This window comes from Photorhabdus caribbeanensis (assembly GCF_018448885.1).
Classification (GTDB): Bacteria; Pseudomonadota; Gammaproteobacteria; order Enterobacterales; family Enterobacteriaceae; genus Photorhabdus; species Photorhabdus caribbeanensis.
In genome coordinates, this window is record NZ_RCWB01000020.1 from 40,304 (window position 1) to 66,028 (window position 25,725).

General features: G+C 41.8%; 23 protein-coding genes, 2 tRNA genes and 1 pseudogene. 6 read left to right on the plus strand and 20 right to left on the minus strand.

The genetic code is table 11. The annotated features are described in order from the left end of the window. Positions 1 to 67: 67 nt before the first annotated feature. From EAE90_RS14015 to EAE90_RS14030, 4 genes are all read right to left on the minus strand, one after another. Complete coding sequence (locus EAE90_RS14015; RefSeq protein WP_214054008.1) at positions 68 to 445, minus strand: BON domain-containing protein; 378 nt, start codon at positions 443 to 445, stop codon at positions 68 to 70. Positions 446 to 767: 322 nt separating this feature from the next. Further along, entirely contained in the window at positions 768 to 2,357 is a 1,590-nt protein-coding gene (gene prfC, locus EAE90_RS14020) for a peptide chain release factor 3 (protein ID WP_214054009.1), read from the minus strand. Positions 2,358 to 2,513: 156 nt separating this feature from the next. Further along, positions 2,514 to 2,960, minus strand: coding sequence for a ribosomal protein S18-alanine N-acetyltransferase (gene rimI / locus EAE90_RS14025; RefSeq protein WP_214054010.1), 447 nt, complete (start codon positions 2,958 to 2,960; stop codon positions 2,514 to 2,516). Beyond that, positions 2,929 to 3,342 (minus strand): DNA polymerase III subunit psi, encoded by a 414-nt coding sequence (locus EAE90_RS14030; RefSeq protein ID WP_214054011.1) that lies wholly within the window; start codon positions 3,340 to 3,342, stop codon positions 2,929 to 2,931. The genes rimI and EAE90_RS14030 overlap by 32 nt, the downstream gene beginning before the upstream one ends. Before the next feature lie 127 nt (positions 3,343 to 3,469). Between EAE90_RS14030 and rsmC the strand changes: the two genes are divergently transcribed. From rsmC to EAE90_RS14045, 3 genes are all read left to right on the plus strand, one after another. After that, on the plus strand, positions 3,470 to 4,486 hold the full coding sequence (rsmC, locus tag EAE90_RS14035) for a 16S rRNA (guanine(1207)-N(2))-methyltransferase RsmC (protein ID WP_214054012.1): 1,017 nt from the start codon (positions 3,470 to 3,472) through the stop codon (positions 4,484 to 4,486). 156 nt (positions 4,487 to 4,642) lie between these two features. After that, positions 4,643 to 4,729, plus strand: a tRNA-Leu gene (locus tag EAE90_RS14040). A gap of 68 nt (positions 4,730 to 4,797) precedes the next feature. Next, positions 4,798 to 4,884, plus strand: a tRNA-Leu gene (locus EAE90_RS14045). A gap of 54 nt (positions 4,885 to 4,938) precedes the next feature. On the opposite strand, the gene EAE90_RS14050 is transcribed toward EAE90_RS14045, so the two are convergent. From EAE90_RS14050 to EAE90_RS14080, 7 genes are all read right to left on the minus strand, one after another. After that, a complete protein-coding gene (locus EAE90_RS14050) occupies positions 4,939 to 5,205 on the minus strand; it encodes a DUF1435 family protein (RefSeq protein WP_214054013.1) in 267 nt (88 codons plus the stop codon). 160 nt (positions 5,206 to 5,365) lie between these two features. Continuing rightward, complete coding sequence (gene phoA / locus EAE90_RS14055) at positions 5,366 to 6,808, minus strand: alkaline phosphatase (RefSeq protein WP_214054014.1); 1,443 nt, start codon at positions 6,806 to 6,808, stop codon at positions 5,366 to 5,368. 103 nt (positions 6,809 to 6,911) lie between these two features. Next, positions 6,912 to 8,480: an esterase family protein gene (locus tag EAE90_RS14060; protein WP_246550743.1), complete on the minus strand. Its 1,569-nt coding sequence runs from the start codon at positions 8,478 to 8,480 to the stop codon at positions 6,912 to 6,914. A 326-nt stretch (positions 8,481 to 8,806) separates the two neighbouring features. Then, positions 8,807 to 10,252, minus strand: coding sequence for a 4-hydroxyphenylacetate 3-hydroxylase family protein (locus EAE90_RS14065; protein ID WP_214054015.1), 1,446 nt, complete (start codon positions 10,250 to 10,252; stop codon positions 8,807 to 8,809). A 586-nt stretch (positions 10,253 to 10,838) separates the two neighbouring features. Next, the gene (locus EAE90_RS14070; protein ID WP_214054016.1) at positions 10,839 to 11,657 is read right to left on the minus strand and encodes a DUF3037 domain-containing protein; all 819 of its coding nucleotides are present in this window, start codon (positions 11,655 to 11,657) and stop codon (positions 10,839 to 10,841) included. Further along, positions 11,654 to 12,397: a HipA family kinase gene (locus tag EAE90_RS14075; RefSeq protein ID WP_214054017.1), complete on the minus strand. Its 744-nt coding sequence runs from the start codon at positions 12,395 to 12,397 to the stop codon at positions 11,654 to 11,656. The genes EAE90_RS14070 and EAE90_RS14075 overlap by 4 nt, the downstream gene beginning before the upstream one ends. A 173-nt stretch (positions 12,398 to 12,570) precedes the next feature. Continuing rightward, on the minus strand, positions 12,571 to 12,975 hold the full coding sequence (locus EAE90_RS14080) for a hypothetical protein (RefSeq protein WP_052739523.1): 405 nt from the start codon (positions 12,973 to 12,975) through the stop codon (positions 12,571 to 12,573). 94 nt (positions 12,976 to 13,069) lie between these two features. Between EAE90_RS14080 and EAE90_RS23865 the strand changes: the two are divergent. Both EAE90_RS23865 and EAE90_RS14090 read left to right on the plus strand, forming a co-directional pair. After that, positions 13,070 to 13,426 (plus strand): annotated as a pseudogene (locus EAE90_RS23865) (M20/M25/M40 family metallo-hydrolase); the annotation flags it as partial. Further along, entirely contained in the window at positions 13,423 to 14,871 is a 1,449-nt protein-coding gene (locus tag EAE90_RS14090; RefSeq protein ID WP_214054019.1) for a M20 family metallopeptidase, read from the plus strand. The pseudogene EAE90_RS23865 and the gene EAE90_RS14090, both read left to right, overlap by 4 nt. Positions 14,872 to 14,957: 86 nt before the next feature. Here EAE90_RS14090 and EAE90_RS14095 read toward each other — a convergent pair whose 3' ends face one another. Further along, entirely contained in the window at positions 14,958 to 15,554 is a 597-nt protein-coding gene (locus EAE90_RS14095) for a DUF3156 family protein (protein WP_246550746.1), read from the minus strand. Beyond that, entirely contained in the window at positions 15,529 to 17,022 is a 1,494-nt protein-coding gene (locus tag EAE90_RS14100; protein WP_214054020.1) for an APC family permease, read from the minus strand. Before EAE90_RS14100 ends, EAE90_RS14095 begins: the two co-directional genes overlap by 26 nt. 449 nt (positions 17,023 to 17,471) lie before the next feature. Here EAE90_RS14100 and EAE90_RS14105 point away from each other — a divergent pair, with 449 nt between their 5' ends. Then, positions 17,472 to 18,131: a response regulator transcription factor gene (locus EAE90_RS14105; protein ID WP_214054021.1), complete on the plus strand. Its 660-nt coding sequence runs from the start codon at positions 17,472 to 17,474 to the stop codon at positions 18,129 to 18,131. Positions 18,132 to 18,635: 504 nt separating this feature from the next. On the opposite strand, the gene EAE90_RS14110 is transcribed toward EAE90_RS14105, so the two are convergent. The 7 genes from EAE90_RS14110 to EAE90_RS14140 all read right to left on the minus strand — a co-directional run bounded on the left by EAE90_RS14110 (position 18,636) and on the right by EAE90_RS14140 (position 25,637). Continuing rightward, positions 18,636 to 19,553, minus strand: coding sequence for a nucleotidyl transferase AbiEii/AbiGii toxin family protein (locus EAE90_RS14110; protein WP_214054022.1), 918 nt, complete (start codon positions 19,551 to 19,553; stop codon positions 18,636 to 18,638). Between the two features lie 9 nt (positions 19,554 to 19,562). Further along, positions 19,563 to 20,336, minus strand: a complete 774-nt coding sequence (locus EAE90_RS14115) for a type IV toxin-antitoxin system AbiEi family antitoxin (protein WP_214054023.1) — start codon at positions 20,334 to 20,336, stop codon at positions 19,563 to 19,565. A 382-nt stretch (positions 20,337 to 20,718) separates the two neighbouring features. Beyond that, the gene (locus EAE90_RS14120) at positions 20,719 to 21,177 is read right to left on the minus strand and encodes a hypothetical protein (RefSeq protein ID WP_246550749.1); all 459 of its coding nucleotides are present in this window, start codon (positions 21,175 to 21,177) and stop codon (positions 20,719 to 20,721) included. A 334-nt stretch (positions 21,178 to 21,511) separates the two neighbouring features. Beyond that, a complete protein-coding gene (locus EAE90_RS14125) occupies positions 21,512 to 23,005 on the minus strand; it encodes an aldehyde dehydrogenase family protein (protein WP_214054024.1) in 1,494 nt (497 codons plus the stop codon). Positions 23,006 to 23,033: 28 nt separating this feature from the next. Beyond that, positions 23,034 to 23,399: a cupin domain-containing protein gene (locus EAE90_RS14130; protein WP_214054025.1), complete on the minus strand. Its 366-nt coding sequence runs from the start codon at positions 23,397 to 23,399 to the stop codon at positions 23,034 to 23,036. 63 nt (positions 23,400 to 23,462) lie between these two features. Then, positions 23,463 to 24,767, minus strand: coding sequence for an NAD(P)/FAD-dependent oxidoreductase (locus tag EAE90_RS14135; protein WP_214054026.1), 1,305 nt, complete (start codon positions 24,765 to 24,767; stop codon positions 23,463 to 23,465). Positions 24,768 to 24,875: 108 nt separating this feature from the next. Further along, positions 24,876 to 25,637: a response regulator transcription factor gene (locus tag EAE90_RS14140; protein ID WP_214054027.1), complete on the minus strand. Its 762-nt coding sequence runs from the start codon at positions 25,635 to 25,637 to the stop codon at positions 24,876 to 24,878. Positions 25,638 to 25,725 lie beyond the last annotated feature (88 nt).

Genomic DNA, 25,725 nt, shown 5'->3' on the forward strand with positions numbered 1-25,725 from the left:
GTACTATCTGATTAGTACAACGTAAAATCATTTGAATGGAAAACAACCACTCAATTAACAAAATATATTATTTTTTTATGGTCAGACCGTTTTGAATCGACTTGACCCCTTTCACTTTAGCGATAATCTCTATAATTTCTCTAGATTGTTTCTCGCTTTTCACAAAACCAGAAATATAAACGATTCTCCCCTCTGTTTTTACCGAGATATCACTACTGTTGATCCCTTTTGCTGCCAACAACTCACTTTTAATCTTCGCTGTGGTAGCACTATCACCCATATAACCATCGATGCTTTTCATTGAATCATCGATTTTCTGACCAGCACTGTCGAGTGCTTGTGTCGCTTTATTTTTAAAAGACTCTTCCGCCAGTACACTATTGCTAACTAAAGTGGTACCCAAGGCAATAGCCACCAACAAGTGAGCCAATTTAACATTCTTCATTCTATACCTTCCTTAATTGCCGGTTAGATTTCTGAATCTATAAAGCCATTCAAGCTGTCTTTACACATCTCTTTGCACAACATAACCTAAGTAATCTAAACAGAATCACAATCCTCATTAGCATTAAAAAATAGGTTATTACTTCCAATAAAATCAGAAAATAAAAACGCCAATACAGTAAAGACCGAGGAAATAATAACAGGAAAATAAAGCAAAGCGCTATAAAAGTAAGACGGATCTTGCCGACTAAATTATAAATTATTCTTGTGTTACATATATTTTTGTAAAGAAAAAGGCTAACTCATTGTTAGCCTTAGAAATATTAATGTTCCCGCGTCTTGCGGAAATTGACGTCAGGATAACGTTCAGCCGTCAAATTTAGGTTAACCATCGTCGGGGCGATATAGGTCAGGTTATCCCCGCCATCGAGCGCCAGATTTTGCTCATTCTTACGCTTGAACTCTTCCAGCTTCTTAGCGTCATGACATTCAACCCAACGCGCCGTTGAGACGTTTACCGGTTCATATAAAGCTTCAACGTTGTATTCGCTTTTTAAACGGGCGACAACCACATCAAACTGGAGAATACCAACAGCTCCCACAATCAAATCGTTATTTGTCAGTGGACGGAATACCTGTACAGCGCCTTCCTCAGATAATTGAACCAATCCTTTCAGCAGTTGTTTCTGTTTCAGAGGATCACGCAAGCGAATACGACGGAACAATTCCGGAGCAAAGTTAGGAATACCGGTAAATTTCAGATCTTCCCCTTGAGTAAAGGTATCACCAATCTGAATTGTCCCGTGGTTATGCAGACCGATAATATCTCCCGGATAGGCATGATCCACATGAGAGCGATCACCCGCCATAAATGTCAGGGCATCAGAAATCACCACATCTTTCTTAATTCTTACCTGATGCAGTTTCATGCCTTTCTCATATTTACCTGACACGACACGCAAGAAAGCCACGCGATCACGGTGTTTAGGGTCCATATTGGCCTGGATCTTAAAGATAAACCCGGTAAATTTATCTTCCTGAGCGGAGACTGCGCGAACATCTGTCTGACGCGGCATCGGCGCAGGCGCCCATTTCACCAAACCGTCCAGCATGTGATTAACGCCGAAGTTACCTAGCGCAGTACCGAAAAATACCGGCGTCAGTTCACCTTGTAAAAATGCCTCATGATCAAACTCATGAGAAGCCCCCTGCACCAGTTCCAGTTCCTGACGCAATTGTTCAGCCAAATCTTCACCAATCGCGGCATCCAGTTCAGGATTATTCAGCCCCTTAATTGCACGGACTTCCTGAATCGTGTGGCCCTTTCCGGTCTGATACAGGTAAGTTTCATCGAGATAGAGGTGATAAACCCCTTTAAAAGACTTACCGCACCCAACCGGCCAGGTAATCGGAGAACAAGCGATATTCAACTCATTTTCCACTTCATCCATCAGTTCCATTGGATCACGGATATCGCGGTCAAGCTTGTTCATGAATGTTAAAATCGGGGTATCGCGCAGACGGGTCACTTCCATCAATTTGCGTGTCCGATCCTCAACCCCTTTAGCGGCGTCAATGACCATCAAGCAACAGTCAACCGCCGTCAATGTACGATAAGTATCTTCGGAGAAATCTTCATGCCCCGGCGTATCCAACAGGTTAACCAGACAATCTTGATAAGGAAACTGCATCACAGAAGTGGTAATGGAAATACCACGCTGTTTCTCCATTTCCATCCAGTCAGATTTCGCGTGCTGGTTTGAGCCACGGCCTTTCACCGTGCCGGCTTTCTGAATCGCCTGTCCAAACAGCAACACTTTTTCAGTAATCGTCGTTTTCCCTGCGTCAGGGTGAGAAATGATAGCAAAAGTTCGCCGTTTAGCGACTTCCTGCTGAAAAGGGGAATTTGACATCAATAACAATCTTCTGCTTTATATACGGGCTTGTATTCAACATCAGACGCTTCCCCGCAAGGGAAACAGTTGCCAAACCCGTGGGTGAATGAAAAATTGGCGCTCATTTTCGCTGAAATTGGTGTTATAAACAATCAATCAATTTTATAGCACTTATTAGACAAACAGCGGCAACGCCATGATGATGGCATCTTCTTTACCTGTCGCAGTAGGATAGTAACGCTGACGAACAGAGACTTGGTTAAACCCTGATTGTTCATACAATCTAATAGCGGCATGATTCGATTGTCTGACTTCAAGCCATAAGGTATTCACCCCTTTACCCGGCAGAATTGATATTAAATACGCTAATAACGCTTTACCATAACCCTTACCTTGGTAGTCAGGATGAATAGCAATATTAAACAGGGTTGCTTCATCTAATATCACTTGGGTTATCGCAAAGCCAATAAGTTGTTCATTAATCGCTATTTTATAATTCAAATACCGCTCACCCTGATTACTGAAAAATGTGTTCTCGCTCCACGGGAACGCATGACTGGCTTTCTCAACCAGAAAAGCGGACGGGAGATCAGCGGGAGTTAATAGAGAAATGTTGTTCATGTTGAAAAATCTGCTGCCAGAGAGAACGTTTTGCCTGTCCGTCACAATATAAATCATTTAATGCCGGGCTTCTCAAAGAAATTCCCGGCCATGATAGTGTAATATCCACACCTAACAACCAATATGGGCACTTAACCTGTTCCGCTAACATTGCAACATTATTTGCTGTAATGCAGTAAACAGAGGATTTATCCAACCCCATAGCGGTGAAAATATCTATTAATAATGAATTAGTTAAATCAATGTGGTCATTGGTAATAATCAGCAGACGGGTGGAGCTAGGTAAGTGAACAGCTAATTCACCTTGTAAAACCGCCGGGTTACGTAAGGTCCATTGGGTAATCCCCAGTTGAGCTAATAACCTGTTGCGCCGGATTACCATATCTATTTACCTGCTGTAAAAAACAATCGGTAATATGTTATCAGAGGCCACGATCTGCGCCAATATTAGGTGTTAGATTTATCATTCCTGATACTTGGACACAGAACATGAAGGAGCTTATAGACAAATGTCTGCGTTAACCCCCGCCAGTGAAGTTATTTTGCGTCACCGTGAACAACTTAGCTCTCATCATCTGCTCTTCGCCGGTGATATTCAGGACACATTAGCAACACAAATTGATGCTGCCAGTGTGCGAGTGCACACTAACCAATATCATCACTGGCAATCACTGATCCGCACTCTAGGTGATCATGCCTGGTTTGGCCTGGTAGCCGAAAAAGCATTTACCCAGGGTTGTGACACCCTGATCTACTACTGGCCTAAAAGTAAGCAGGAAGCTCGCTTTCAATTACGCAGCCTGTTTTCTATTTTGCCAAAAGGCATCAATATTTTTATTGTCGGAGAAAACCGTAGCGGAGTACGTAGTGTAGACAAGCTGATGGAAGGCATGGCAACGTTTCGAAAAATCGACAGTGCCCGTCGTTGCAGCCTGTTCTACGGCCAGTTAGAACATGAGGTGCAGTTCGAACAGGATAACTGGTGGAACAGTTATCAGGTGGAAAACGTCATAGTGAATACGTTACCGGGTGTATTTAGCCAGGATGAACTGGATGTTGGCAGCCGTTTACTGCTTTCTACCTTTGACAAACCTCTCTCTGGCAATTTACTGGATATCGCCTGTGGCGCGGGTGTTTTAGCCGCGGTATTGGGTAAGAAAAATCCTGAGTTAGCACTGACTCTCAGTGATGTTAATGCAGCAGCCATTGCCTCCAGTAAAGCAACCTTAAAAGCCAATAAACTGGAAGGTCATGTTGTTGTCAGTAATGTTTATTCCAATATTGAAGATAAATTCGACTGGATTATCTCTAATCCTCCTTTCCATGATGGATTAAAAACCAGTTTACTGGCAGCCGATGATCTGATCCGCCAAGCCCCCAACCACCTCAAACCCGGAGGAAAATTGCGGATTGTAGCCAATGCCTTCCTGCCTTATCCCGATTTACTGGATAAAACTTTTGGCACTCATGAAGTCATTGCTCAGACAGGGAAATTCAAGGTTTATCAGGCAACAAAAAAATTCTAATTGACTCAGCCTGTCCTTGATTCAAGGACAGGTTATTTTTGATAGAGGCAACTTGAAAGATGACGGGTATATAATAAATAATGATTGACGCCGACTACAAAACCTCTAAAATGCGCCTCCATGCTATCAATCAACAGATTGATAGTGTCTGAATTTGCGAGGGTGGCGGAATTGGTAGACGCGCTAGCTTCAGGTGTTAGTGTCCTTACGGACGTGGGGGTTCAAGTCCCCCCCTTCGCACCAAATCAGACAACCGCTGATTAAATTCGGCCAATATTGAGTTGGCAATAAAAAGTTAAATGACAGTACCTGCGAGGGTGGCGGAATTGGTAGACGCGCTAGCTTCAGGTGTTAGTGTCCTTACGGACGTGAGGGTTCAAGTCCCTCCTTTCGCACCAATCTGTTCATTTTCTATAATCGCGCTTCTCATCCATTCTTTCTTCAATAAAACGTCAAAAACAGCCAAATCGGTGCATTCCAGCCAATAAAGCACACAACACAGCAAACCCTGATGGTATCAACAAAAAATGGCGTGACTTCTGGTTTAACAACATAAATAGCGTCAGCAACATCGCTAATACCATTCCAATTTTGAACTGCTCAATTCCAGGATTGACGATGACGAATAGCATGCCAGCCAGGCTAGATAAACCTATGCCCCACAAGCTGGTGATACCCTGCCAGAAAAGCGATCTCTCTCTGTCTTTAATTCTGACCATAACTTGCACCCAGTCAAATGATAATGATTACCAATATCATATACAAAAAAGTGTGAAGTACAAGCCAGTTGCAATTGCTAAGCAAAAGACAAATTAAGACCGGATGCTATCCGGCCTTAACTCTTTATTCCTCAACTACTCAAAACATCATCTGACCGAATTACTTTAACTGCATCGCATCACGTATCGTGAAGAACAGATCTGTCTGGTCAGTCAGCCCCACAACATTGGCTGCCTGGGGACCATAAGCGGCCACCCGAAGCTGAGCCCCCGTGTGCTCCTGCTCCTTACCTTCAGAATTACCGTAATTTACCGCCATCACCGAACCATCTTTAGTGATTAATGCCTGAGTCAACCCCGGAGATTTCAAATCAGCTTCGATAATCTGGCTGGCGTGAGCATGATCAGCGGTGACGATAACTAATGTATCACCATGTTTACGCGCATATTTCAAACCAACTTGCACCGCCTCATCCAATGCGACCGTTTCACCAATCTGCCCACAAGGATTAGCTTTGTGATCCTGCTTATCAATCGAAGCACTCTCCACTTGTAAGAAGAAACCTTTCTTATTTTCTTTCAACAGATCAATGGCTTTCTCCGTCATCTGCGCCAACGTCGGCGCATCAGGATTCCGTTTCGAGTTGACTTTACAAGTCACTGGGGGGTTATCAATATTACCGTGATAAACGGCTTTAGGTCCTTCCCAAGAAATGTCCATATTGTCTTCATGGAACAGACCCAACAGCGGTTTTTTCTGATCCGCTCTAGTCACGGATGCCAGTGACTTAGCATCCCTGGCAATCTGATAACCCTGCTCCTGTGCCTGCTGTTCCAACGTTTTATCCTTGCCAGCGCCGGCAACCGATTTCTGAGCGAAAAACTTGGCGCCGCCACCTAATGTGACATCAGCACGAGCCACTAATAATTGCTCGGTGATGGAACCACGCCCGCCATTTTCTAGCGCATTAGTTGGACATTTTTTTATCGTCTCCTGCGGGCCATAACAGTCACGGTCAGTGATATGCGCATACAGTGCTGCTGGCGTTGCATCCTGTATCCTAGCCGTCGTTACGTTACCTGTTGCTTTACCATTCACTTTTGCCAGCTCAAGCAGAGTTTGATGATCTTTACCAAATACATCGACACCCAACGCGCCATTATAGGTTTTTACACCAGTAGCCCAAGCGGTGGCAGAAGCAGCTGAATCAGTCGCATAGTTGGGTTTATGACTCTTTTTATCCAGAGAATAGTGAGTGTACTGGCCGGTAAATGGCAAGGCATCAATTCCTTTGAAAAATCCACCCGCACCTTCCGCATAGTTACGGGCAATAGTAATTTCAGAATCCCCCATACCATCACCAATAAACAAAATAACGTTCTTAGCTTTATGGTTATTGATCGCTGCTTTTAATGCCTCAGTCTGGTTTTGAGTCATACGGCGAGCACCGCCAAATTCCGTAATATTACCCTTCACCGCCCGACTTTCCGCCATAATTTGATTAGCATTTTGTTCATCAGCCGCCAACACCGGTAAGCTGACACCTGAAATTAAAGCTGAGACCATGACTGCAACCAAACTTTTCATATACTTGTTCGACATTAAAGTTTCCTTATTAAAACGCAATCGGCATAAAAATCATCGTTATCTGGTAAAGGGATACTAAATAAACTATGTGACAATTATGTGAAGAAAATAAATTAATTCACCATTTCGCTACCAACGACCGGGTTCCGTGGTACAAGGTTTCACACCACGAAATATAGTTATGACCACTAGAAACCTCACTGGATTCAACTGGATAACCTTTCTGTAATAACGTCTCTTTCAGACGACGATTATTATATAAAATGCCCTCCAATTCCCCCACACGGGTTTCAAACAATCCCGCTTGTAAATAGAAACGCAGCGGTTTTTTCTCCGCTTTGGCAAATTCACGGATCAACCATTCAGGTTTTTCCCCCTGAGGAGCCCACCAATATGAACCAGACATACTAAGAACATTGCCAAACAACTCAGGATGATTAAATGCCACCCATGAAGATGCCAATCCACCATAACTGGAACCCGAAATAATGGTACGTTCTGCCGGTGCTTTAATACCTTGACCGGCCAGCCACGGTATCAATTCACTCGCCATAAATTCAGCAAAATTAGGATTGGGCGGCAATTCCTGGCTCCGGCGTACACTATCCAAGCTATCAATAAACACCACATACATAGGTGGGATCTTGCCTTGTTCAATCAGGGAATCGAAAAATCTATCAATGTAGTACTGCTTACGGTAAATCTTCCCATCAAACAGCACCAACATAGCAGTCTGTTTCATCGGAGTAACCGGTTGATAAATCACAATTTCTCGGCTATTACCCAGAATCTTACTCTCAAGCTGATGAAGTTTAGTCGCGCCATGAAAAGGCGATTGCTTAAATTGTGCGATATCACATAGAGTTGGCCTTAGCGCCAGCAATGAATCATGGTTAAACACATCTTCGGATACAACCGGTACTACATTTTTATTCAACGGATCAGCCTGTGCAGTAATCAAAATCGATCTACGCTGTTCCTCAGCCGTGCCTTCGATTCGTGGCAAATCCGGCGCCAATTTATATTGCATCAAGGTATCTGACGGAACGATATAGCTGCGAAACCAAACATCAGTCCCTGACAAATGTGACATCGGATCGTGATCGCCACTCGGCGCACCAAAAATAAAGACATTCGCTTTCGCTCCACGCCACAGGAAAGTGACGCGCTTATTCTTATCATCATAATCTTCAATTAACGGCGCACCCTTACGGGTTATTTCTCGCCAGAAGGCATGGGTACCTTTTCCTTGCGCGACTTCAACTTGGAGTTGTTTCAGGCGTGGACTCTCTGGCGGCTGCCTATAATCATTATCCTTGGGAGTATAAGGCGGAAATGACAATGTAAGTTGCCACGGCTCTCCTGCTTTGCCCTTGGCTGCCAACCGATATTTTCCTGCCTGAGGAACAGTAAAGCCAATTGACTGACGAGCATCCACCGGGTTATCAGTGAAAAGCGTGCGAATATGTTGTTGATTACCCTTCTGCACCACCAATTTTTGCATACCCAGTGCCGATCCTTTTACATAATGCTCAGCCTGAATTTTAAACTCAATGCATGCTACCCCTTGAGAATTAAAATTTCCGGCTATCGCCTGTTGATCTTGCTGAAATTTTATTTGATGACACTGAGAGGCAAAGACATTAAAGGAAGCCATAAGAGCACATATCATTATGTTTACTTTCATTTTTTTCTCTTCTTTAATTGTTGATTATTGGTATTCAATTTTTTTGACACGGCAAATCATGCACTAAATTTTTATTTAATAATAAGAACAATTACTATTATTAATAGCATAAATTGTGTGTTAACTTTCATTAAAACAACTCTCTAACAAGACGAAATAATTTATGGGTGGATACATAAATAATTCAATATCTTGATATGATATTAGTCGAACCACCCTATCTTTCAAAAGATTAAGTAAAAAATAATACGGGATATAATCTATCCCGCATCGTCAAATTTGATAAAAATAAAACGAGTTAGCTACATCTGAATTAAATACAGAATTTAACTCACATCCATAGAATCTAAAATCCCTTGGCTCATACTTTTAGCAAAATCCCAATCATATTTTTCATAAACACGAGACAGAGCAATAAAAGGCGCGCCTGAATAGAACATTTCATATTGAGTATGACGTGATGCAAATTCAGAACCGATCGCATCCCACACTAACTTCAATAATTTCACTCGTTCAATGGGGGCCAGTAAAGTTGAATATTGTGTTTTTTCTATTAAATCACGAATTTCTGGATTTGCTAAATCAATATAATTTGACGGTAACATAATCACACCACCACCTGAGAGTTTTCTGATGCTTTCTATCACCTTTGGATAAGTTGACTGCAATAAAACCTGGCAAGCATACAGTTGTGATCGATTGGGAATATAATATTCATTATGCCGATCAGGATTGTGGATCAAACCACGAAACAGCCCTTCAATATTAGTAGCATAACAAGCAAGCTCTGCTAACGATTCACGAACAGCCGGAAATTCATTAACGCCGGTAGCTTCGGTAAGCTGATGGGCCAAACCCGTTAAAAAATGTAGCTTAACGGCATACCGAGCCATGCCCTGAACATCCATTAAAACGTCAGCGCCAGTTGCCAGAAATTGCCGACGACACATATCCGTATTTTTATACACAAAAACTCTTTCCCACGGAACAAAAACATCGTCGAAATAAATTACCGCATCATTTTCGTCAAATTGATACGCTAAAGGGGAGTCAAATTTATTACTGCCTATTTCATAGGATTTTCTGGAAAGAATTTTTATTCCCTTAGTATTCAGCGGTAATGCAAAAGACACCGCATATTTATCATCAACGCCCTCTTTAAGTGGATTAAACACGCCAACAACCACTTCTTCTGCAAGGACGGCCGCGGTTCCTAACATCTTTGCCCCGCGAACAATGATTCCTTGCGGTTTTTCTTCCAATACACCAAGAGTATGAAATTCGTTTTTTATATGCTCACTAGGCGTTTTGGAACGATCACCTTGTGGATTGATTAATGTGAAAGCCAAATAAATATCTTTATCGCGGGCATATGAATAGTAATTTTTCAATGCCTCAGCCCTATCCTTAGAATATTCCTCAAATACTTCCAGATGAGTCATTATTCCGGTAAAAGCAGCAGAAACATGATCTGGACTTCTACCTAGCCAACCACAACTCTGCATTGCCCAAGCATACGCAGCCTCACCTCTGGCAATTAATTTCTCTCGGGTAGTAGGAAGTTCCCAACATAAACCAACACGCTTACCACCAGGTGTTTCGAACGTCATCTGATCAGCATGTGCTGCCTGATAATCATAAAGTGAAGCTACGGTTCTAATTGCATTCCGAAAAGCAGGGTGATCCACGTGATTAGTAATCTTTTCTCCATTCAGAAAAATGGTTCTTCCATCACGCAAGCCTTCAATATATTCCTCACCGGTCTTAGACATTAGCAACTTCCTCCGAAATAGAATTAATTTTAGGTAAATCGATCTTCAAAGGCATAGCAATTCCCTACCCTATTGTCGGGCATCGCCATTTAAATTTTTCTATCTAATTATTTTCTACGTATCCAGTATAGATTGAATCACAATGATTCGATAAAATATTTCAGTAAATTTTCTTGAGTATCTGTGATCTCTCTCTTAATTTGATACATAAATACGATTTATCTTCTTACTCTATTTATCTTAACCATCAACTCATTTAAGGACCAGTCCAGCTCCAGTATCACAATCCCAAGCTACACTGCGCTGAGGTATACCCACAAATTTAGCGCTAATAAATCAAAACCCTATTTCGATAGATTTTGGCATGGTGGTTTAATACGCAGCTACTTCGTGGGCTTTCCTTGCCTGTTCGCTGTACTTTGATATGAGTAAGTTTAATAAATATATTTACCAAGCAATCATTAAACAAATGTTTAGCAAAGTTTAATATATCATTGTTTTTTAGATTAATTTATTTTCAAAAAAATTTCCGGGGTGAGATTTTGGCTAGTTTGATGGGGAGCCCTCGATAGAGGGCTAAGGCTGGTTATATTGAATGCTTTGCAAACTCGATTATTGATTTCTCATCATCATGACTTAGATGAAATATCTCACTGAAATCCAAGGTTTTTCTTATCTCATCAATAGCTTTTTGCTCTGCCAGTCCTGGCTTTCTTCTGTGATCAATGGTGAACAAAACCGTCTTCATATTTAGGATATTTTCGCTTGCGGCTCTCTTTATTCTAGATACCCAAGTATCGCAATGCTCAAGCATTTTACTTGGTTCTTCCTGGGTAAAGGCTAACGGCTTTATTGCACACAAAACATCTTTATTTTTCATGGCAACTAATGGCATTGAAAAACGGGTCAATTCACCTCCAACAGTTTCTTTTTTAAAAATATTTTTCAATTCCTGATGAGACTGAAATCGCTCCCTTAGTTCTCTGGCTAATATTTTTTCACGTTTTTCTTTTGTATGCTCAGTATGTTTCACGAACTTATTAAACAGCCTGCTTAGTTCCTCTTTGCAATCGCAAGCTAGTAAGACTCTGGGTGGGCTATAGTAAAAAATTGATTCTTTTGGTGACGTGAATGTGTAAAAGAAATCACGTATCTTTTCTGGACTATGCAACTCAGAAATTATGCTAGTGGCTATTTGTAACTCTCTATCTATAGATGGTTTTACTACATGAAAGATGGTGTCATCTTTAAAGAAATTTTTTACACGAGCATCGTTTGTCTTGGTTAACCTGTAAACCATATAACCAAGTCTTGGCGCACAAATGATCACACCCACATTGGCAAATTCTTCTGTCTCCGCATATGGCGCATATCTAACTATGCTATAGAGTAACGGTGTGTTCATACTATGGTGCTCCGAAAGTTTTGATCTGATCCCCTGTTGAGCAAAGAAGTAACACTATTTAGTACAGCGTCCTTTTCTGGCAACTCATCAATCCATTCGTCAGGTAAATTTAAAATTGCTTCTTCGCATTTATTATTTAATTTTGCAACAATATCATCAATGACCTCATCATCAGGTAAATCATAAACCCAATCTCTATGTATTGGTGAGAAGACATGAAGATCAAATTCCGATATATCGCATTGTGGGTCGAAAGCCAGATTATGATCAATAAGATAATATCTTTGTTTTTTGTAGTTATAAATGATATTTACATTACCCCCTTTCTTTGAAAGGCATCTATCAGAATTATTCACCAATCTGTCGAATAGATATATTTCTTTTTGTTTTTGTATATCAATAACTTCATGAACTAATGAAAATGTTATTGTTGCTGAATCTGCGATGTAACGTGAAGCATAGGCGTAGCCTGGACTTAATCCCCCCCTATAAATTGGAGGAAGATAGTCCACAAAGTCGTCTGGTACATAAACAACAGAGAAATCAGGGGTTGATAACCCAATGCTCTGTGCCAGAATTGACGCTATTAGTTCATGTATTAGCTGTGTTCTAGGCATTGACGCAGCGCTTTTTACCACGTAAAGATTGTCATCATTACATCGACATAAAAAAGGCTGAGTAGAACCTTCATCCATTTTGCGTATTAGTTCAACAACTTGTAATTCATCGTTATTATTCATGTTTTACATTTTTGATTAATACGTTATCTTATAGTAGCTGTAACTTAAATCATCTACTCGCCAACGTGTGGAACATCATACTGAATCACTATTGCCAAATTATTGTGTGATAATACTCAGAATGCGATCCATCCCCATGAAAAGAGAACGTTTTGGTTATTAAAAAAAATTCCTTATGCTTTCTTTTTGCTTTTCTTCTGTGATAGTTCTTCTAATAACTGATTGTAATACCGTTTTTTTTCTTCAAGCGTTTTTAAAAGTTCATCAGCTTCGCTGTCTGGTAGTTCATCAAATAATTCTAGAAGAATTTTTTGTCTCTTTGATAATTCTATACATTGAGAAACCTCACCAGTGTTTGTATCAGTGTCTAAGTAGCCGATCGGCATGTGATAATCACGTTCTAAACGCCGAGCTGCTTTCTCTCCAAAAGAAGCTTTACCGTTAATAAGTTGCGATAAATAACTCTTCTCTTTTTCGGGAAGAGTTTTGGTAGAAAACCATTCTTTAAGGCGTTTTCGCCTGATACCTTTTATGTCCATTCTGTAATTTTGATTAGTATTGACTAAACAAGCAAACACTTTACTCTCAGTTTAATAATTAATAAACCTACATTTGAAACTTAATGAGTGAAACATAGAACTAAAAAATATATTGATTCACTTGAACGTAGCAGCGGCAAAAATGCAGGGGGTTGAATACGAAATGCAGTTAATGGGAGCCGCTCAAAGTAACCAACCTAGCCCTGTATAGGTCGATTTCATTTACCGACAGGCTCAACAATATATCCCAGAACTTTCATCTGTTGTCAAAAGACGCCAGCAAGCGGCTAGCTCGGAGGACGCAGCCTACTTTATGGAGCGCGTCAAATCGAATGGTGGTCAAGCCACCTACCTCATTTTCGGTACAGAACTCAGTGTAGGTCATCATCATAATGAACGGTTTAACTTTGATGAAAACGTGATGACAACCGCGGTGGAAACATTAGCCGCTGTCACCCTTAACTTACTGATTTCGGAGTTCATACTATGAATAATTCATTAACTGAATTCATCCATGAATACATTAATCAACGCCAAAGTGATTTTACTTACCTTAGCGATAAGATTTGGGAACACTCTGAGACCAACTTTAAAGAAAGCTTTTCTGCTGAACTGCTCGCAAATGCGTTAGAAAATGAAGGGTTTGTAGTTCAGCGTGGGGTAGGCAATATTGAGACCGCGTTTATCGCCAGTTATGGTAGTGGACACCCTGTGATTGCTTTACTTGGTGAGTATGATGCACTGGCTGGTTTAAGCCAAAAAGCAGGCTGTTATGAACCCAGCCCTATAGTTGAAAACGGTAACGGCCACGGGTGTGGACATAATTTATTGGGGACGGCCGCACTCGCTGCGGCATTTGCAGTGAAAGCCTGGCTGCAAAAAAATCAACGTCCTGGAACTGTGCGGTTTTACGGTTGCCCAGCAGAAGAAGGGGGTTCCGGTAAAACATTTATGGTCCGGGAGGGCCTTTTTGATGATGTTGATGCGGCAATTACATGGCATCCTCAATCATTCAGTAGCGTATTTAATGTCCAGTCTCTGGCAAATATCCAAACAGCATTTCATTTCAAAGGGATTGCATCACACGCCGCCAATTCCCCTCACTTAGGCAGAAGTGCTTTAGATGCGGTCAGTCTGATGAATGTGGGTGCTCAGTTTCTTCGTGAACATATCATTCAGGAAGCACGAATTCATTATGCAGTGACTAATACGGGCGGTATGTCGCCTAACGTTGTACAGGCTAATGCCGAAGTTTTATACCTTGTTCGAGCTCCTCAACTGGATCAGGCTCAAGATATTTACCAACGAGTTATTGATATCGCTAAAGGTGCCGCCTTAATGACCGGTACGCAATTGAATATTCGCTTTGACACAGCGTGTTCAAATGATGTTCCTAACCGCACGATAGAAAGAGTGATGTATCAGTATATTCAAGCTTTTGGTATTCCTGAATACACTGATGAAGAACGCCAATTTGCTGAAAAAATCCATCAAACACTGACAAAAGATGATTTACGCAATGTCAAATTCAATGCAGCTCAGATAGCGGGTGAAGAGGGTAAACTCTGGAGTGAGCGACAAGGGGAAAAAGCTCTGACAGATGAAGTCTTACCCTATATAGAATCGCAAGAGTTAATGTATGTCTCTACCGATGTTGGGGATGTTAGCTGGGTAACACCAACCGCCCAATGCTTCAGCCCCTGCTTTGCCTTTGGTACACCACTACATACTTGGCAACTAGTCGCACAAGGGCGTTCATCCATTGCTCACAAAGGGATGTGTCTTGCCGGGAAAATTATGGCCGCTACCGCGCTTGAATTATTAACAGACCCTGCTCTGCTATCAGAGGTTCAATCGGAGTTCAAGCGCCAGAGGGATAAAAATCCCTATCAGAGCCCTATTCCACCCGATGTTAAACCATCACCTTTGAAGTAACTTTGTTCCGATAAATACTGGTTTGCCTATAACAGTCAAACCAGTACTCGGTCACTTATACCCGTTATCTTTCAAGTTATCTCTTATTAGATCTTTCCCATAAATTGACTAAACATCAGCAAAGTACTGAGCAACAAATGGCGCTGTTCAACAGTCAAACGCAAATAACGACGACTAGCCGGCAATCGGCTGACAACCTCAGAAGCAGCAAAATGTTCCACCTCAAGTTGCCATTGCCCTTGATGAATATTTAATACTAGATCCCGGAAATCCAGCTCTGTTAATGTTTCTCCAATTAATGGATATTGATTGAGTAAATCAATAATTTGTTGCCCAAATTCTGCACCATCACAACAGTAATAAGTCACGCTCTTTCGCCGAAATATTCCCTTTACCTTAGCTCGAATAACGATTTTTTCCTTGAGTGACGTAATTCCCTGCAAACGAAAACAACAACTGACAATATAAGCCAGAAACAGCGCCTTCGGCTTTTCACAAACTTCAATCTGCAATCCATCAGGTAACGTCACTTGCAAACTTTCTGCTGATAAGCGCTGACAACAGTAAGGCAGCAAATTCTGTTCCAAACGATTTAGCGTTATTCCAGCCCGATAGCCAGTAAGATAGCGGGGTTTATTCAACCGCCGCCAAATACCATCAATTAAGGGAACGAAGTGGCTCAAGTTGCACCCCCGGCAATTCACCCTTAACAAAAGTATGCGAAAGTATCTGCTCAACAGGTACAGGCTTAAACGGATTCACCCGTTGTACACAGAGCGTCCAAAACAGGGCATAGCTGGCGGTCAAACCTAATATAATAGCGAATGGAATATATATATCACCGGGATTCATTCCCGGAGGTGTGATGTGAATGATCGCCAAAATAATTCCTGCACTAGAGATAATCTGAGGTAATGGGAAAAAAGGTGATTTATAAGCACGATGTAAATCAGGTCTGCGGATACGCAGCAATATCACAGAACATGTCACCAGCAAATAAGCAACACACCAGGCACATACGGCTGCTAATACCAAAGGCATAATCTGGTTCAAATCACCTTGAATAATAAAGGTATGTAAACAGGGAATCATTACCGCAACCAAAATTCCAAAGATTGGCGTTTTAAAACGTGGATGTAGATAAGCAAAAATACGCGGTAATGCGCCATCCAATGCCATACCATAGAGAATACGCGGCACCGCCGCCATTAGGGTATTAATCGTCGCCGCTCCCGCCAGTAATAACCCGATACCAATCCAATATTTACCAAAATCCCCCATCACCTGACTGGCAAAAGCCGGAATGGCCATTGGCGTTTCTAGCAAGCGAACGTTATTTTCTACATCCACCAGCACATTTTCTACCTGATGGCTGATTGACGCTCCATACAGCCCCATACATAAAGCCACCCCACACAGGCCGGTTATCATTGCTCGCGGAAGAACTTTGGCAGAATTTTTAATTTCAGGGGCCATTGGCGTCACCAGCTCACAACCGACAAACATAAACATCGCCATTCCCACTAAACTCAGCACCGCCAAGGGTTCGTTCAAATTAAGCCCTTCACCAAACCAACTCTCCATCGGCACAGCAAATGGCATTAATAATCCACAAATACTGAAAATAACCAAAGTACTCCACATGCAGAATGTCAGCACAATTTCGACTTTACCGAACGCTTCAATACCCAACGCATTAAGTAATCCGAATATAATCACTAACCCAACACCAACCATCCATGAAGCGTTATAACTTTCCACCATCGTATTAAGGCTGTCAAAATTCACCAATGCCATAACACCGGAGAGGATAGTTTCTGCTGTACCCGCAAAAATATGAACAATCAAATAAGCCGAAAGCGCGCCGGTAATCGCCCAGAATCGCCCCATTCCACAAGAGATATAATCATAGACAGAGCCGGAGGTAGGTAAAATAGCCGCCGCCTCAGCAAACGTCGTCACTTGGGCCTGCATCATGATAAAACTGATCAGCATTGCCAGGACGAAAGTATCACCACCAATCCCAAAACCACTGGTTACAGTCAGAATAACCGGGCTTGCCATAATCACCCCGACGGAACTTGCCAGTGCGGTAGGAAACCCCACCACTCCCTTTTCAATATGCGAAGTCAGTCGTGTTGACATATTCATTTATCTTCCCTCTTAACTTCTAGCCGTAAAAATAACGTACACCGAGATTCATTTGTGAATTTTTTGTAAATTTCATTGAGGATAAATACACTATAGAAAGTGAAGAGGAATACCGACCATCGTCCTAAAGAACGATACCTAAAGAGGGATTAATAACGGAAAAGGTGTCACGAAAAATACCAGAAAACAGAAAAAAGCAAAAATAATCACTTAAATATCAATCAATAAAAATAAAATCGCTTGGTTAATACATTAAGAAACTATTTCAGATATATACCAAAACACCTGTTCTTAGCCAGTGATCATCACGTTGAGAAATTTCATTTATTGCAATCCATATCACGTTATTAATATGTTTGTTTTGTGTTAATTAGGCATTTTAATTAGCATTTGATTAATTTTCAGTATTGATTTATCCAGTTAGATATTATTCTAAAGGGAGAACTTTCTTGTCTACTGTACTACCGAATAGCCGTGAAAATGCTTTAATCCACAGTTGTTTAAATACCATTGCACATCTGGTTCCTATCTCAGCCGCAGCATTCTATCTGGTGAATAATGAATTACGCCCCGAAAATTACATTCTGTACGGCATTTCAGACGAAACCCACCAGAATTATCTGGCTCATTTTCAGCATTTAGATCCATTAAGACCGGATAATTACCAACAAGATGATATTAATATGGTTGGCATGGATCAGAAAACACTGACGAAACATAATAAATATTACCATGAATTTATGCAGCCAAATAACATACAGGACATCGCCGAAATATTTATCCGTCAACATAACCGAATTATTGCCGGCGTCTCTTTATTACGAGATACTCCATTTACACCAAAAGACTTTAACCGCCTCAGTGTTATTCTACCATTAATTGAATTAGCAGTCAGAGACTTGCTTCCTGAAACACCAACTATTCTGACAGCTAAAGAGCAAGAAATTATTAATTTGATAAGAGAAGGAGCAAGTAACAAACGTATTGCACAGATACTTAATATTTCCCTGTCTACCGTCAAAACCCACCTGCGCAATATTTTCGCCAAAACCAAAGTGACTAACCGTACTGAACTGGTTTCCAGCGGGTTTATTACTCGGTATTTGTGATTAATAAAAATAGCTATAAGCCTTCGCCTAATGCCAGCAAAGATACAAGGCGAAAAGCCCAGAATGAGTCAAATAAAATCACTATTCGCCTCATTTGGTGAGTAGAATAGAGCCTTATTTGACTCACAGGTGACGCCAATGTGGAACCATTGGCATGATTCAGTATTTAACACGGTTTATAAAATCTATAATTTACAGCAGTTATTGCCGTGTATTTTTGTTTTTATAAACTACTGTATTGCTTTTGAAGGGACGGGCTTTCTTTGTACTTGGTAAGCAATGAATACGACCATTCGTCTTACCAAAAGCATTTTCCTTACCAATATAGTCATAATGCTTTCATATTTGGCACGAAAATGATTTAGTGTTAACCAATGGCCCCTCTTCAGGGGGCAATCCTTTTCTAATAAAACAGTTTTCGTAATTTGATACAACACCGCGCCACCAGTAGACATGAGTTTTGAATGCCGTTGAGGTAACCTTCAACTATAGTGTTACCACAATCTAATCTACACCAAGTACATGACACAAATTTTGACATGCCTTAATATGTTTATCCGTCCCCATCTTCGCCAAATTTCTCTGTTTCCAGAGGATGGCAGGCAATTGCTCAACACTTTCTAGTCCCAGCAATGGCCAGTCTGGAGTTCGGTTTTTAAAGGACAACAGAAAAGAACGTTCTTGTTCAGTTAAAGAGTCGTTAATCAACTCAACCAAGCGTCTTCGCGTCGCTTCCAGTTCGACCAGTTCGACGTGCTGCTCTGCCATATTCAGAAACTCACCACGATAGACACCAGCGATGTCCTTGAAAATGGGCCTAAGCAATTCTGCGATAGGACGGTTATGGCTAACCATGTAGACGATCAAAGCCTTGCGAAGATCATCAGTAAGTCCCTCGTTATCCAGCAACCATTTTACATCGAACAAATCCCTAGGATGTTGCCTATCCAGTGCAGCGCAGATTTTCCCGGCATAGAGATCAGCATGGGAAACGATTTGGATTTCGGCGTAGCCAAACTCATCTTCCACAACCTCGCAGACTGTCATTACCTTTGGTTCAAACACAGTACCACGCAAGACCGGTGACAACTCAATTTTTATTTGAACACCGGATCTTCCTACAATCAACCGCAAGGCATCGTCTTTATCCCGGAAAGATTCGGTAATTTCCGCGTCTGTCATAGCAACCCGGATAGCAACCGCAATCTTACTCAGAGCAGTTTTGATCGCCGTTAAGGCTTCTGCACGTTGCAGCATTGGTAAAAATACTAGATCAATATCAACCGACAACCGAGGCAAGTTGCGAACAAACAAATTGATAGCCGTACCTCCTTTCAAAGCAAAGCACTCCTGTTCAGCAACAAAAGGCAGCAGTTGCAGTAACAACTGAACTTGTCGGTAATAAATACTGTTACGATCCATAGCCTCTCCCTACATATCCTTGGGTACCGTGATGAGCCAAGTATTATCCAGCCGCCCTTCGGTAGCAATGACTCGTTTACCAGCCCCTAAGTTATACTTCTGAGGTTCCAACTTTTTAAACCAAGCGTGCTGATGCCTTTCTGCTAACCAGAAGAAGAGCCGCTTTACCCTGATACTGGAACAGGCCAGCAGTAAAGCATCAAGTTTGCGCGGTGACAAATTGTATAATCCCTGCATCAATTGTTCGGCATGTTCAAAGCTGACAGCTTTGGGTACATCCACCAAAACTTCGAAGATAGCCCTTTCCGGACAGGAGAATTGGAATGCAGGCATTCCCTCCCGCCATTGTTCTTGCCTAAGCCAAGTTGGGTCAGCTATCAGATTTGCCGGCCATAACGCTTGGGTCCGGTGCCCTTTAAAATTCACATCTAAAGGTACTCTGGTCAGCCAGCGAGGTAACGGCTCACTAGAATACAAGTGAACTGTTCGGATATGAGAGCGGGTGACGTAGTGAGCTAACCCGGCTATCTCCAGCGCGGTTAGCCCACCGAGGTGAATAGGTGTTTCAGACATACGCTGCAATGAAGCAACAACACCTTGCCAGTTTAGGTGGCAACTGAATTGACTAAACACGCCAGTAGCAAGAGGGATAAGTGTTTTACTACGCACAGCATTGTCTACAAAATGAAGTTTAAGCCCTTGAGCAATGAGCCATTGTTTGGTAGCCAACATACCAACAGGAAGTAATTCTTTAAGTCGTTGACGTGCTTCAGTGTTTAACATAGTTTATAAAATCCATAAGTTACGGCGGTTATTGCCGTATATTTAATAAATTATAAACTAGCAGATTCTTTTGTGGTTTAGAATATCTATTTTTCACAGCAGTTATTGCCGTGTATTTTCATTTTTATAAACCATTGTGTTGCTTTTGAAGGGGTGAGTTTCCTCCATCTCAGGTAAGTAATGAATACGACCATTAGTTTTACCAAAGTAATCAACAAATATTAAAACATATGTTGAATGAACAATACATTTCTGTACATTTTAAACTATTCATAACGTTTCCAGTCTGATATGAAGCACAAGCTCCACCAAACACACTGAGCAGGTTTCCAGTGTGTTTATTACCTTCTCTGCTTTCGATTAGCAGGATTCACATACTCTATTAGTTAACCTTTTTCTGCCAAACCTCAGGGAATCTATCTATTTGACTAACCCAACAAGATAAATCAGGAACTAACCAATTAAGTAGTTTATAACATTCGGCATGATACTCATCTATTGGTGGAGTCAACCACAACACTGGCTCGTGGTGAAATATTCCATTTCTTAACCTCCTTATTTTATTTAGTGACGAAGATATAGTTTTTCTTTTACGAAGCATTTTAGGGCAATAGGGAAAAGCTAATCGTAATGATTTCCACAACAATACTTCATATTTTATATTAAATAATGTTGTCCAAAAACCAAAGGTTAGTTCTGCTATTATTTTATTGACATCATCAGATCTGATTCTGTTCTTTACGTTAATGATTTCAGCATAAAGATCTTTGAAGATGGGATCGCCTTCCCAACTTTCATACCAATCACAGCGTTGATAAAACTTCTGTAAACTATAATTCAAACTATTTCTTAAACTTATTTCTATAACAGAAAAGACTGGGACAAAAGATTCAGATAATTTTATATTTAAAATATAACACTGGATTGCTTGATGTTTATCACCTTACGATTCTTGTAAATAACGAGCTAACCTTGCTGTAGAGAAATATAACTGTAGCTTTTCCCACTCCATAATTCATTCGGCCTTTTCCTTATTGAGTTCTGGTAGTGGGTAGTCTATAATTAATTCGCTGCCCTGAGAAGCCCTCTCCTGGATAAAATGCCAGTGATGACCTTAGGTTTGACAATGGCCCCTTCAATCAAGGGGCCTTCCTTATTTTGATCCGAATATCAAATCAATAGCGAACCATCACGGATTTCAATTCAGTATAGTGCTCAATAAAGGCGCTACCGAATTCACGACCAATACCTGAAGATTTGGTACCACCGAATGGTAATGCCGGATCGAGGAATGTATGCATATTGACCCAAACGGTCCCCGCTTCGATACGCGGGATCATGCGCATAGCCTTGCTGAGATCATTGGTCCACAAACTCGCCGCTAAACCAAATGGAGTGCTGTTCATCAACCCAATGAGTTCTTCTTCATCGCTATAGCTGAGGAAAGTCCCGACAGGACCAAATGTCTCTTCCTTCATCAATGAATCTTCCGGGCTGTTAGCACGAATCACGGTTGGCGCCACAAAGAAACCCGGTCCGGCCAGAGCATGACCACCGTAAACAATCTCACTGCCTTCTTGACGCGCTTGCTCAAACAGGGACAGGATCTTGTTATAGTGCGCTTTGTTTGCCAATGGCCCCATTTCTGTTGATTCATCCAGAGGAGAGCCAATCTTCATTGCCGCGAGTCTTTCAGACAATAATTTCAGCACGTCATCCATATGGCTTGCAGGAATATAGAAACGTTCCGCCGCCGCACAAATCTGCCCTTGATTGAGATAACCGGCCTCCAGAACACCATCGACAATTTTTTCAACCGACATATCCGCTAAAAACGCCGCGCCGTTCTTGCCGCCTAATTCCAACGTGGCACGAGTCAATCCCTGTTCCATTGCTGATTTACCGACAGCAATACCCGTTGGCACTGAACCGGTGAAAGTCACCTTGGCACACAATGGATGACCTATCAGCGCGGGGCCAAGCACCGAACCGGAACCATTAATCACATTGATGACACCATCAGGAATACCCGCTTCCTTGGCTAATTCAGCCACTCTGAGCATGGTTAGCGGGGTGTATTCACTGGGTTTCAATACAATGGTACAACCACAAGTCAGTGCAGCCGCCATTTTCCAGATGGCAACCATGATGGAGAAATTCCACGGAATTATCCCGGCCACAACACCAACCGGTTCACGACGGGTAAACGCCGTGTACTGCTCACCTTTAAAAGAGGGCAAAGAGACATTCAGGGTTTCACCGCTGATCTTACTTGACCATCCGGCAAAATAACGCAGGAACTGAGCGGAGGAATCAATCTCCAGCATTCGGGACAACTGGATGGTTTTACCAGAGCAGAGGGTTTCTAACTGCGCCAACTCTTCCCGATGTGCCAGTAATAGATCTGCCAGACGATTCAGGCAATGACCGCGCTCCATCGGCGAAGTTTGGGCCCACACTCCATGAAATGCCGCCTGTGCCGCTTGCATAGCAGCATTGACTTCCGCTTCACCGCCTTGATTAACAGTTGCAATAACTTCATCAGTCGTAGGATTTATGACAGAAAATGTTTCTCTCCCCTGACCACTGACTGGCTGACCATTAATATAATGACCATGATTGTGTTGCAAAAAGACCGTAACTGACTGTAATAAGTTAATATCACTCATTATTTACCTCTATCAAACAAGTGTTTTTTTAACCTTTACAAGCCAGATAATGCTTCACAAAACGGTCAGCGTTGATTTCCCATAGTACTTCCGTGCCTTTCGGCGCAAACCAGGAATCCCCCGGATGATATTCAACAGTTTCCCCGCTCTTCACATCGGTCAATTTTACCGAACCTTCCATAATGGTTGCATGCTCATCAAACGGATACACCATACTGAACTTGCCACGAGTACAAGCGAAAATGCCACATGTCAGGTTATCCGTTGGTTCACCAAATACCATTGCCATGCTGGCCTGCGGATCGCCTTCCAACACAGTCGCTCCCAGATTGCTTACGCTACCAATGTCCAATAATTCAGGCAGGGATTTGTTCAGTAAAAGTGATTTAATCATAATGTTCTCGTTCCAAATAAAATAATTTATGAATTGTCCAATAATACTATTGATATCAATAAATTAACGACGCCCTTTCCAATACCCAGACGCTTGGTGCCAAATCTTGCCCGCAGACACCATAAAATGTCGCAACTTGTCTTTGCCGACAATATTTACATGAGGAATTGAACTCATCAGATCATAACGCTCAGATCCTTCGCTCATCCCTTCGGCCAATACTTTACAAACGATATGGCTTGGCGTGACCCCGAAACCGGAATAGCCCTGCACATAGAACACATTATCGTGCTGTGGCAAAGAGCCAATCTGTGGGAATAAGTTCGCACTGCAACACAACGGTCCTCCCCATGCCAGTTCAACCTTCACGTCTTGCAGATAGGGGAAAACTTTCAACATCAAGTGACGATTCCAGGCTTTCAAATCAGACGGGATATGTTCAATGAAAGGAGTTGCACTACCGAACAACAGACGGTTTTCCTTCGTCACACGGAAGTAATCAATAACCGGACGAATATCACTGTATGCACCGCGAATCGGGCTGATTTTTTCAATCAAATCATCCGGCAACACTTCCGTCATTAACTGGAAGGCATAAGTATTAACCACCTTTTTATAAATATATGGCTCAAGGCCGCTATTAAGAAAGGCGTTACAGGCCCACAACATTTTATTGGCGCGAACAGTTCCCATCGCGGTACGAACCGTTACTCTAGAACCATATTCAATGTTCAGTACTTCGCTGTTCTCAAAGATTTTTACACCCAAATCTGTCGCGGCTTTTGCCTCACCTAGCAATAAGTTCAGGGAGTGAACATGACCGCCTCCCATATGCTTCAACGCACAAGTATAAACATCAGAACCGATCACCTTTTTCACATCAGAGCCGGTGTAAAGCTCAATATCTTCATCAGGAGAGACCGCCTGAAAATCTTTCAGCCAGCTCTGTAATGTCTTTTCCTGTCTCTTATTCATGCCAAGATAGCTATAACCACGGCAGAGATCAGCATCAATATTATATTTAGCAATACGATCACGAATGATGCCTGCACCCAAATTGCTGATCTGAAAGATCGTTTCCAATCCTCTCTCACCAATATGGCGTTTGATCACTGCCAGATCATGACCGATACCCGCCATAACCTGACCACCATTACGACCTGTACTGCCATAACCAAGATAACGACTTTCCAAGATTGCAATATTGGTGATACCCTTCTCCGCCAGTTCAAGGGCTGTATTGATACCGGAAAATCCACCACCGATAATGACGACATCTACATCCAGATCTTCTTGTAATGCCGGAAAACGAAGATCATATTTTTTGGTCGCAGCGTAATAAGTTAATGAATCAAGTTGATTGTTCATGTGATAGCCCAATTAGCATCCAACATAATCACCGGATTATCTGTAGCGCAGAGTCACATCACCATGTCCCTTTAGGGATATTTGCAACACAGTTTTAACATTTGTGACTCAAGCAAAATAACGAGCCGGAGCGGGTGGCGTCATAAACAGGCTAAAAAGCTCTGCTTGTGATCTGATTTGTAGTTTTTGATAAATATTTTTCCGATGGTTTTTCACCGTCCCCGTACTGATAAAAAGTTTTTCAGCAATCTGTGGTGAGCCTTTACCTTGCAATATTAACTCCACAATCTCACATTCTCTCGGAGTTAAGGCATAACGAGTCTGAGTATCCAGATAAACTATTTCATCCGTAGAAGCTTGTTGTGTCATTTCATTATGCAATCGCGCCACACTGCGGACAATTTCCAACGCAGTTTTCAGGCTTCTCCAATGCTGTTTCTGGATGAAAAATGGCTGATTTTCCTTACCGAAAAACAAGCCAAGTTGCCGTTGAGGAGAAAGCGTCAATAAAACCCCCATTTCATCCTGCCAGCCGGTTTTACGATAAAAATTCAGATAATAATCAGTATGATAAAATCCTGAAGGAATAAGTTCCCGTAAGGTAAATAGATCGGTGTCAGCCCCACTGACGAGGGCTTGATAGAAAGGATCTTGCAGATAAGCGCCCTGTTGATAAATCTGATTTATCGCATCACTGTTTTTCTTCTCGGTTTTACTCAAACAACGCGGAGCAGAACCTTGCTCGAAGGCATAGACAATAGCGTTATCAAAAGTAATAAACTGTTCCAGCCAAGTCAGTAAATTAGGATAAAATTCACTGGTTGCCACCGATTCAATCACTGCTGATAATCTATCTACATGAATATCCATTCAAGCCCTCGCAATTATTCATAAATTAATAATAAATCCGAAGCAGATATAGCCCGCCAATTCCATAGCGAAACTATATAAAAATCAC

What these genes read in the sequence shown, in the direction of transcription:
- prfC (WP_214054009.1), bottom strand. Translation starts at nt 2,357, where the DNA reads ATGTCAAATTCCCCTTTTCAGCAGGAAGTCGCTAAACGGCGAACTTTT.
- EAE90_RS14015 (WP_214054008.1), bottom strand. Translation starts at nt 445, where the DNA reads ATGAAGAATGTTAAATTGGCTCACTTGTTGGTGGCTATTGCCTTGGGT.
- EAE90_RS14070 (WP_214054016.1), bottom strand. Translation starts at nt 11,657, where the DNA reads ATGAACACACCGTTACTCTATAGCATAGTTAGATATGCGCCATATGCG.
- EAE90_RS14060 (WP_246550743.1), bottom strand. Translation starts at nt 8,480, where the DNA reads ATGAAAGTAAACATAATGATATGTGCTCTTATGGCTTCCTTTAATGTC.
- EAE90_RS14100 (WP_214054020.1), bottom strand. Translation starts at nt 17,022, where the DNA reads ATGAATATGTCAACACGACTGACTTCGCATATTGAAAAGGGAGTGGTG.
- phoA (WP_214054014.1), bottom strand. Translation starts at nt 6,808, where the DNA reads ATGTCGAACAAGTATATGAAAAGTTTGGTTGCAGTCATGGTCTCAGCT.
- EAE90_RS14065 (WP_214054015.1), bottom strand. Translation starts at nt 10,252, where the DNA reads ATGTCTAAGACCGGTGAGGAATATATTGAAGGCTTGCGTGATGGAAGA.
- EAE90_RS14050 (WP_214054013.1), bottom strand. Translation starts at nt 5,205, where the DNA reads ATGGTCAGAATTAAAGACAGAGAGAGATCGCTTTTCTGGCAGGGTATC.
- rimI (WP_214054010.1), bottom strand. Translation starts at nt 2,960, where the DNA reads ATGAACAACATTTCTCTATTAACTCCCGCTGATCTCCCGTCCGCTTTT.
- EAE90_RS14125 (WP_214054024.1), bottom strand. Translation starts at nt 23,005, where the DNA reads ATGAGTGATATTAACTTATTACAGTCAGTTACGGTCTTTTTGCAACAC.
- EAE90_RS14140 (WP_214054027.1), bottom strand. Translation starts at nt 25,637, where the DNA reads ATGGATATTCATGTAGATAGATTATCAGCAGTGATTGAATCGGTGGCA.
- EAE90_RS14135 (WP_214054026.1), bottom strand. Translation starts at nt 24,767, where the DNA reads ATGAACAATCAACTTGATTCATTAACTTATTACGCTGCGACCAAAAAA.
- EAE90_RS14075 (WP_214054017.1), bottom strand. Translation starts at nt 12,397, where the DNA reads ATGAATAATAACGATGAATTACAAGTTGTTGAACTAATACGCAAAATG.
- EAE90_RS14115 (WP_214054023.1), bottom strand. Translation starts at nt 20,336, where the DNA reads ATGTTAAACACTGAAGCACGTCAACGACTTAAAGAATTACTTCCTGTT.
- EAE90_RS14090 (WP_214054019.1), top strand. Translation starts at nt 13,423, where the DNA reads ATGAATAATTCATTAACTGAATTCATCCATGAATACATTAATCAACGC.
- rsmC (WP_214054012.1), top strand. Translation starts at nt 3,470, where the DNA reads ATGTCTGCGTTAACCCCCGCCAGTGAAGTTATTTTGCGTCACCGTGAA.
- EAE90_RS14030 (WP_214054011.1), bottom strand. Translation starts at nt 3,342, where the DNA reads ATGGTAATCCGGCGCAACAGGTTATTAGCTCAACTGGGGATTACCCAA.
- EAE90_RS14130 (WP_214054025.1), bottom strand. Translation starts at nt 23,399, where the DNA reads ATGATTAAATCACTTTTACTGAACAAATCCCTGCCTGAATTATTGGAC.
- EAE90_RS14110 (WP_214054022.1), bottom strand. Translation starts at nt 19,553, where the DNA reads ATGGATCGTAACAGTATTTATTACCGACAAGTTCAGTTGTTACTGCAA.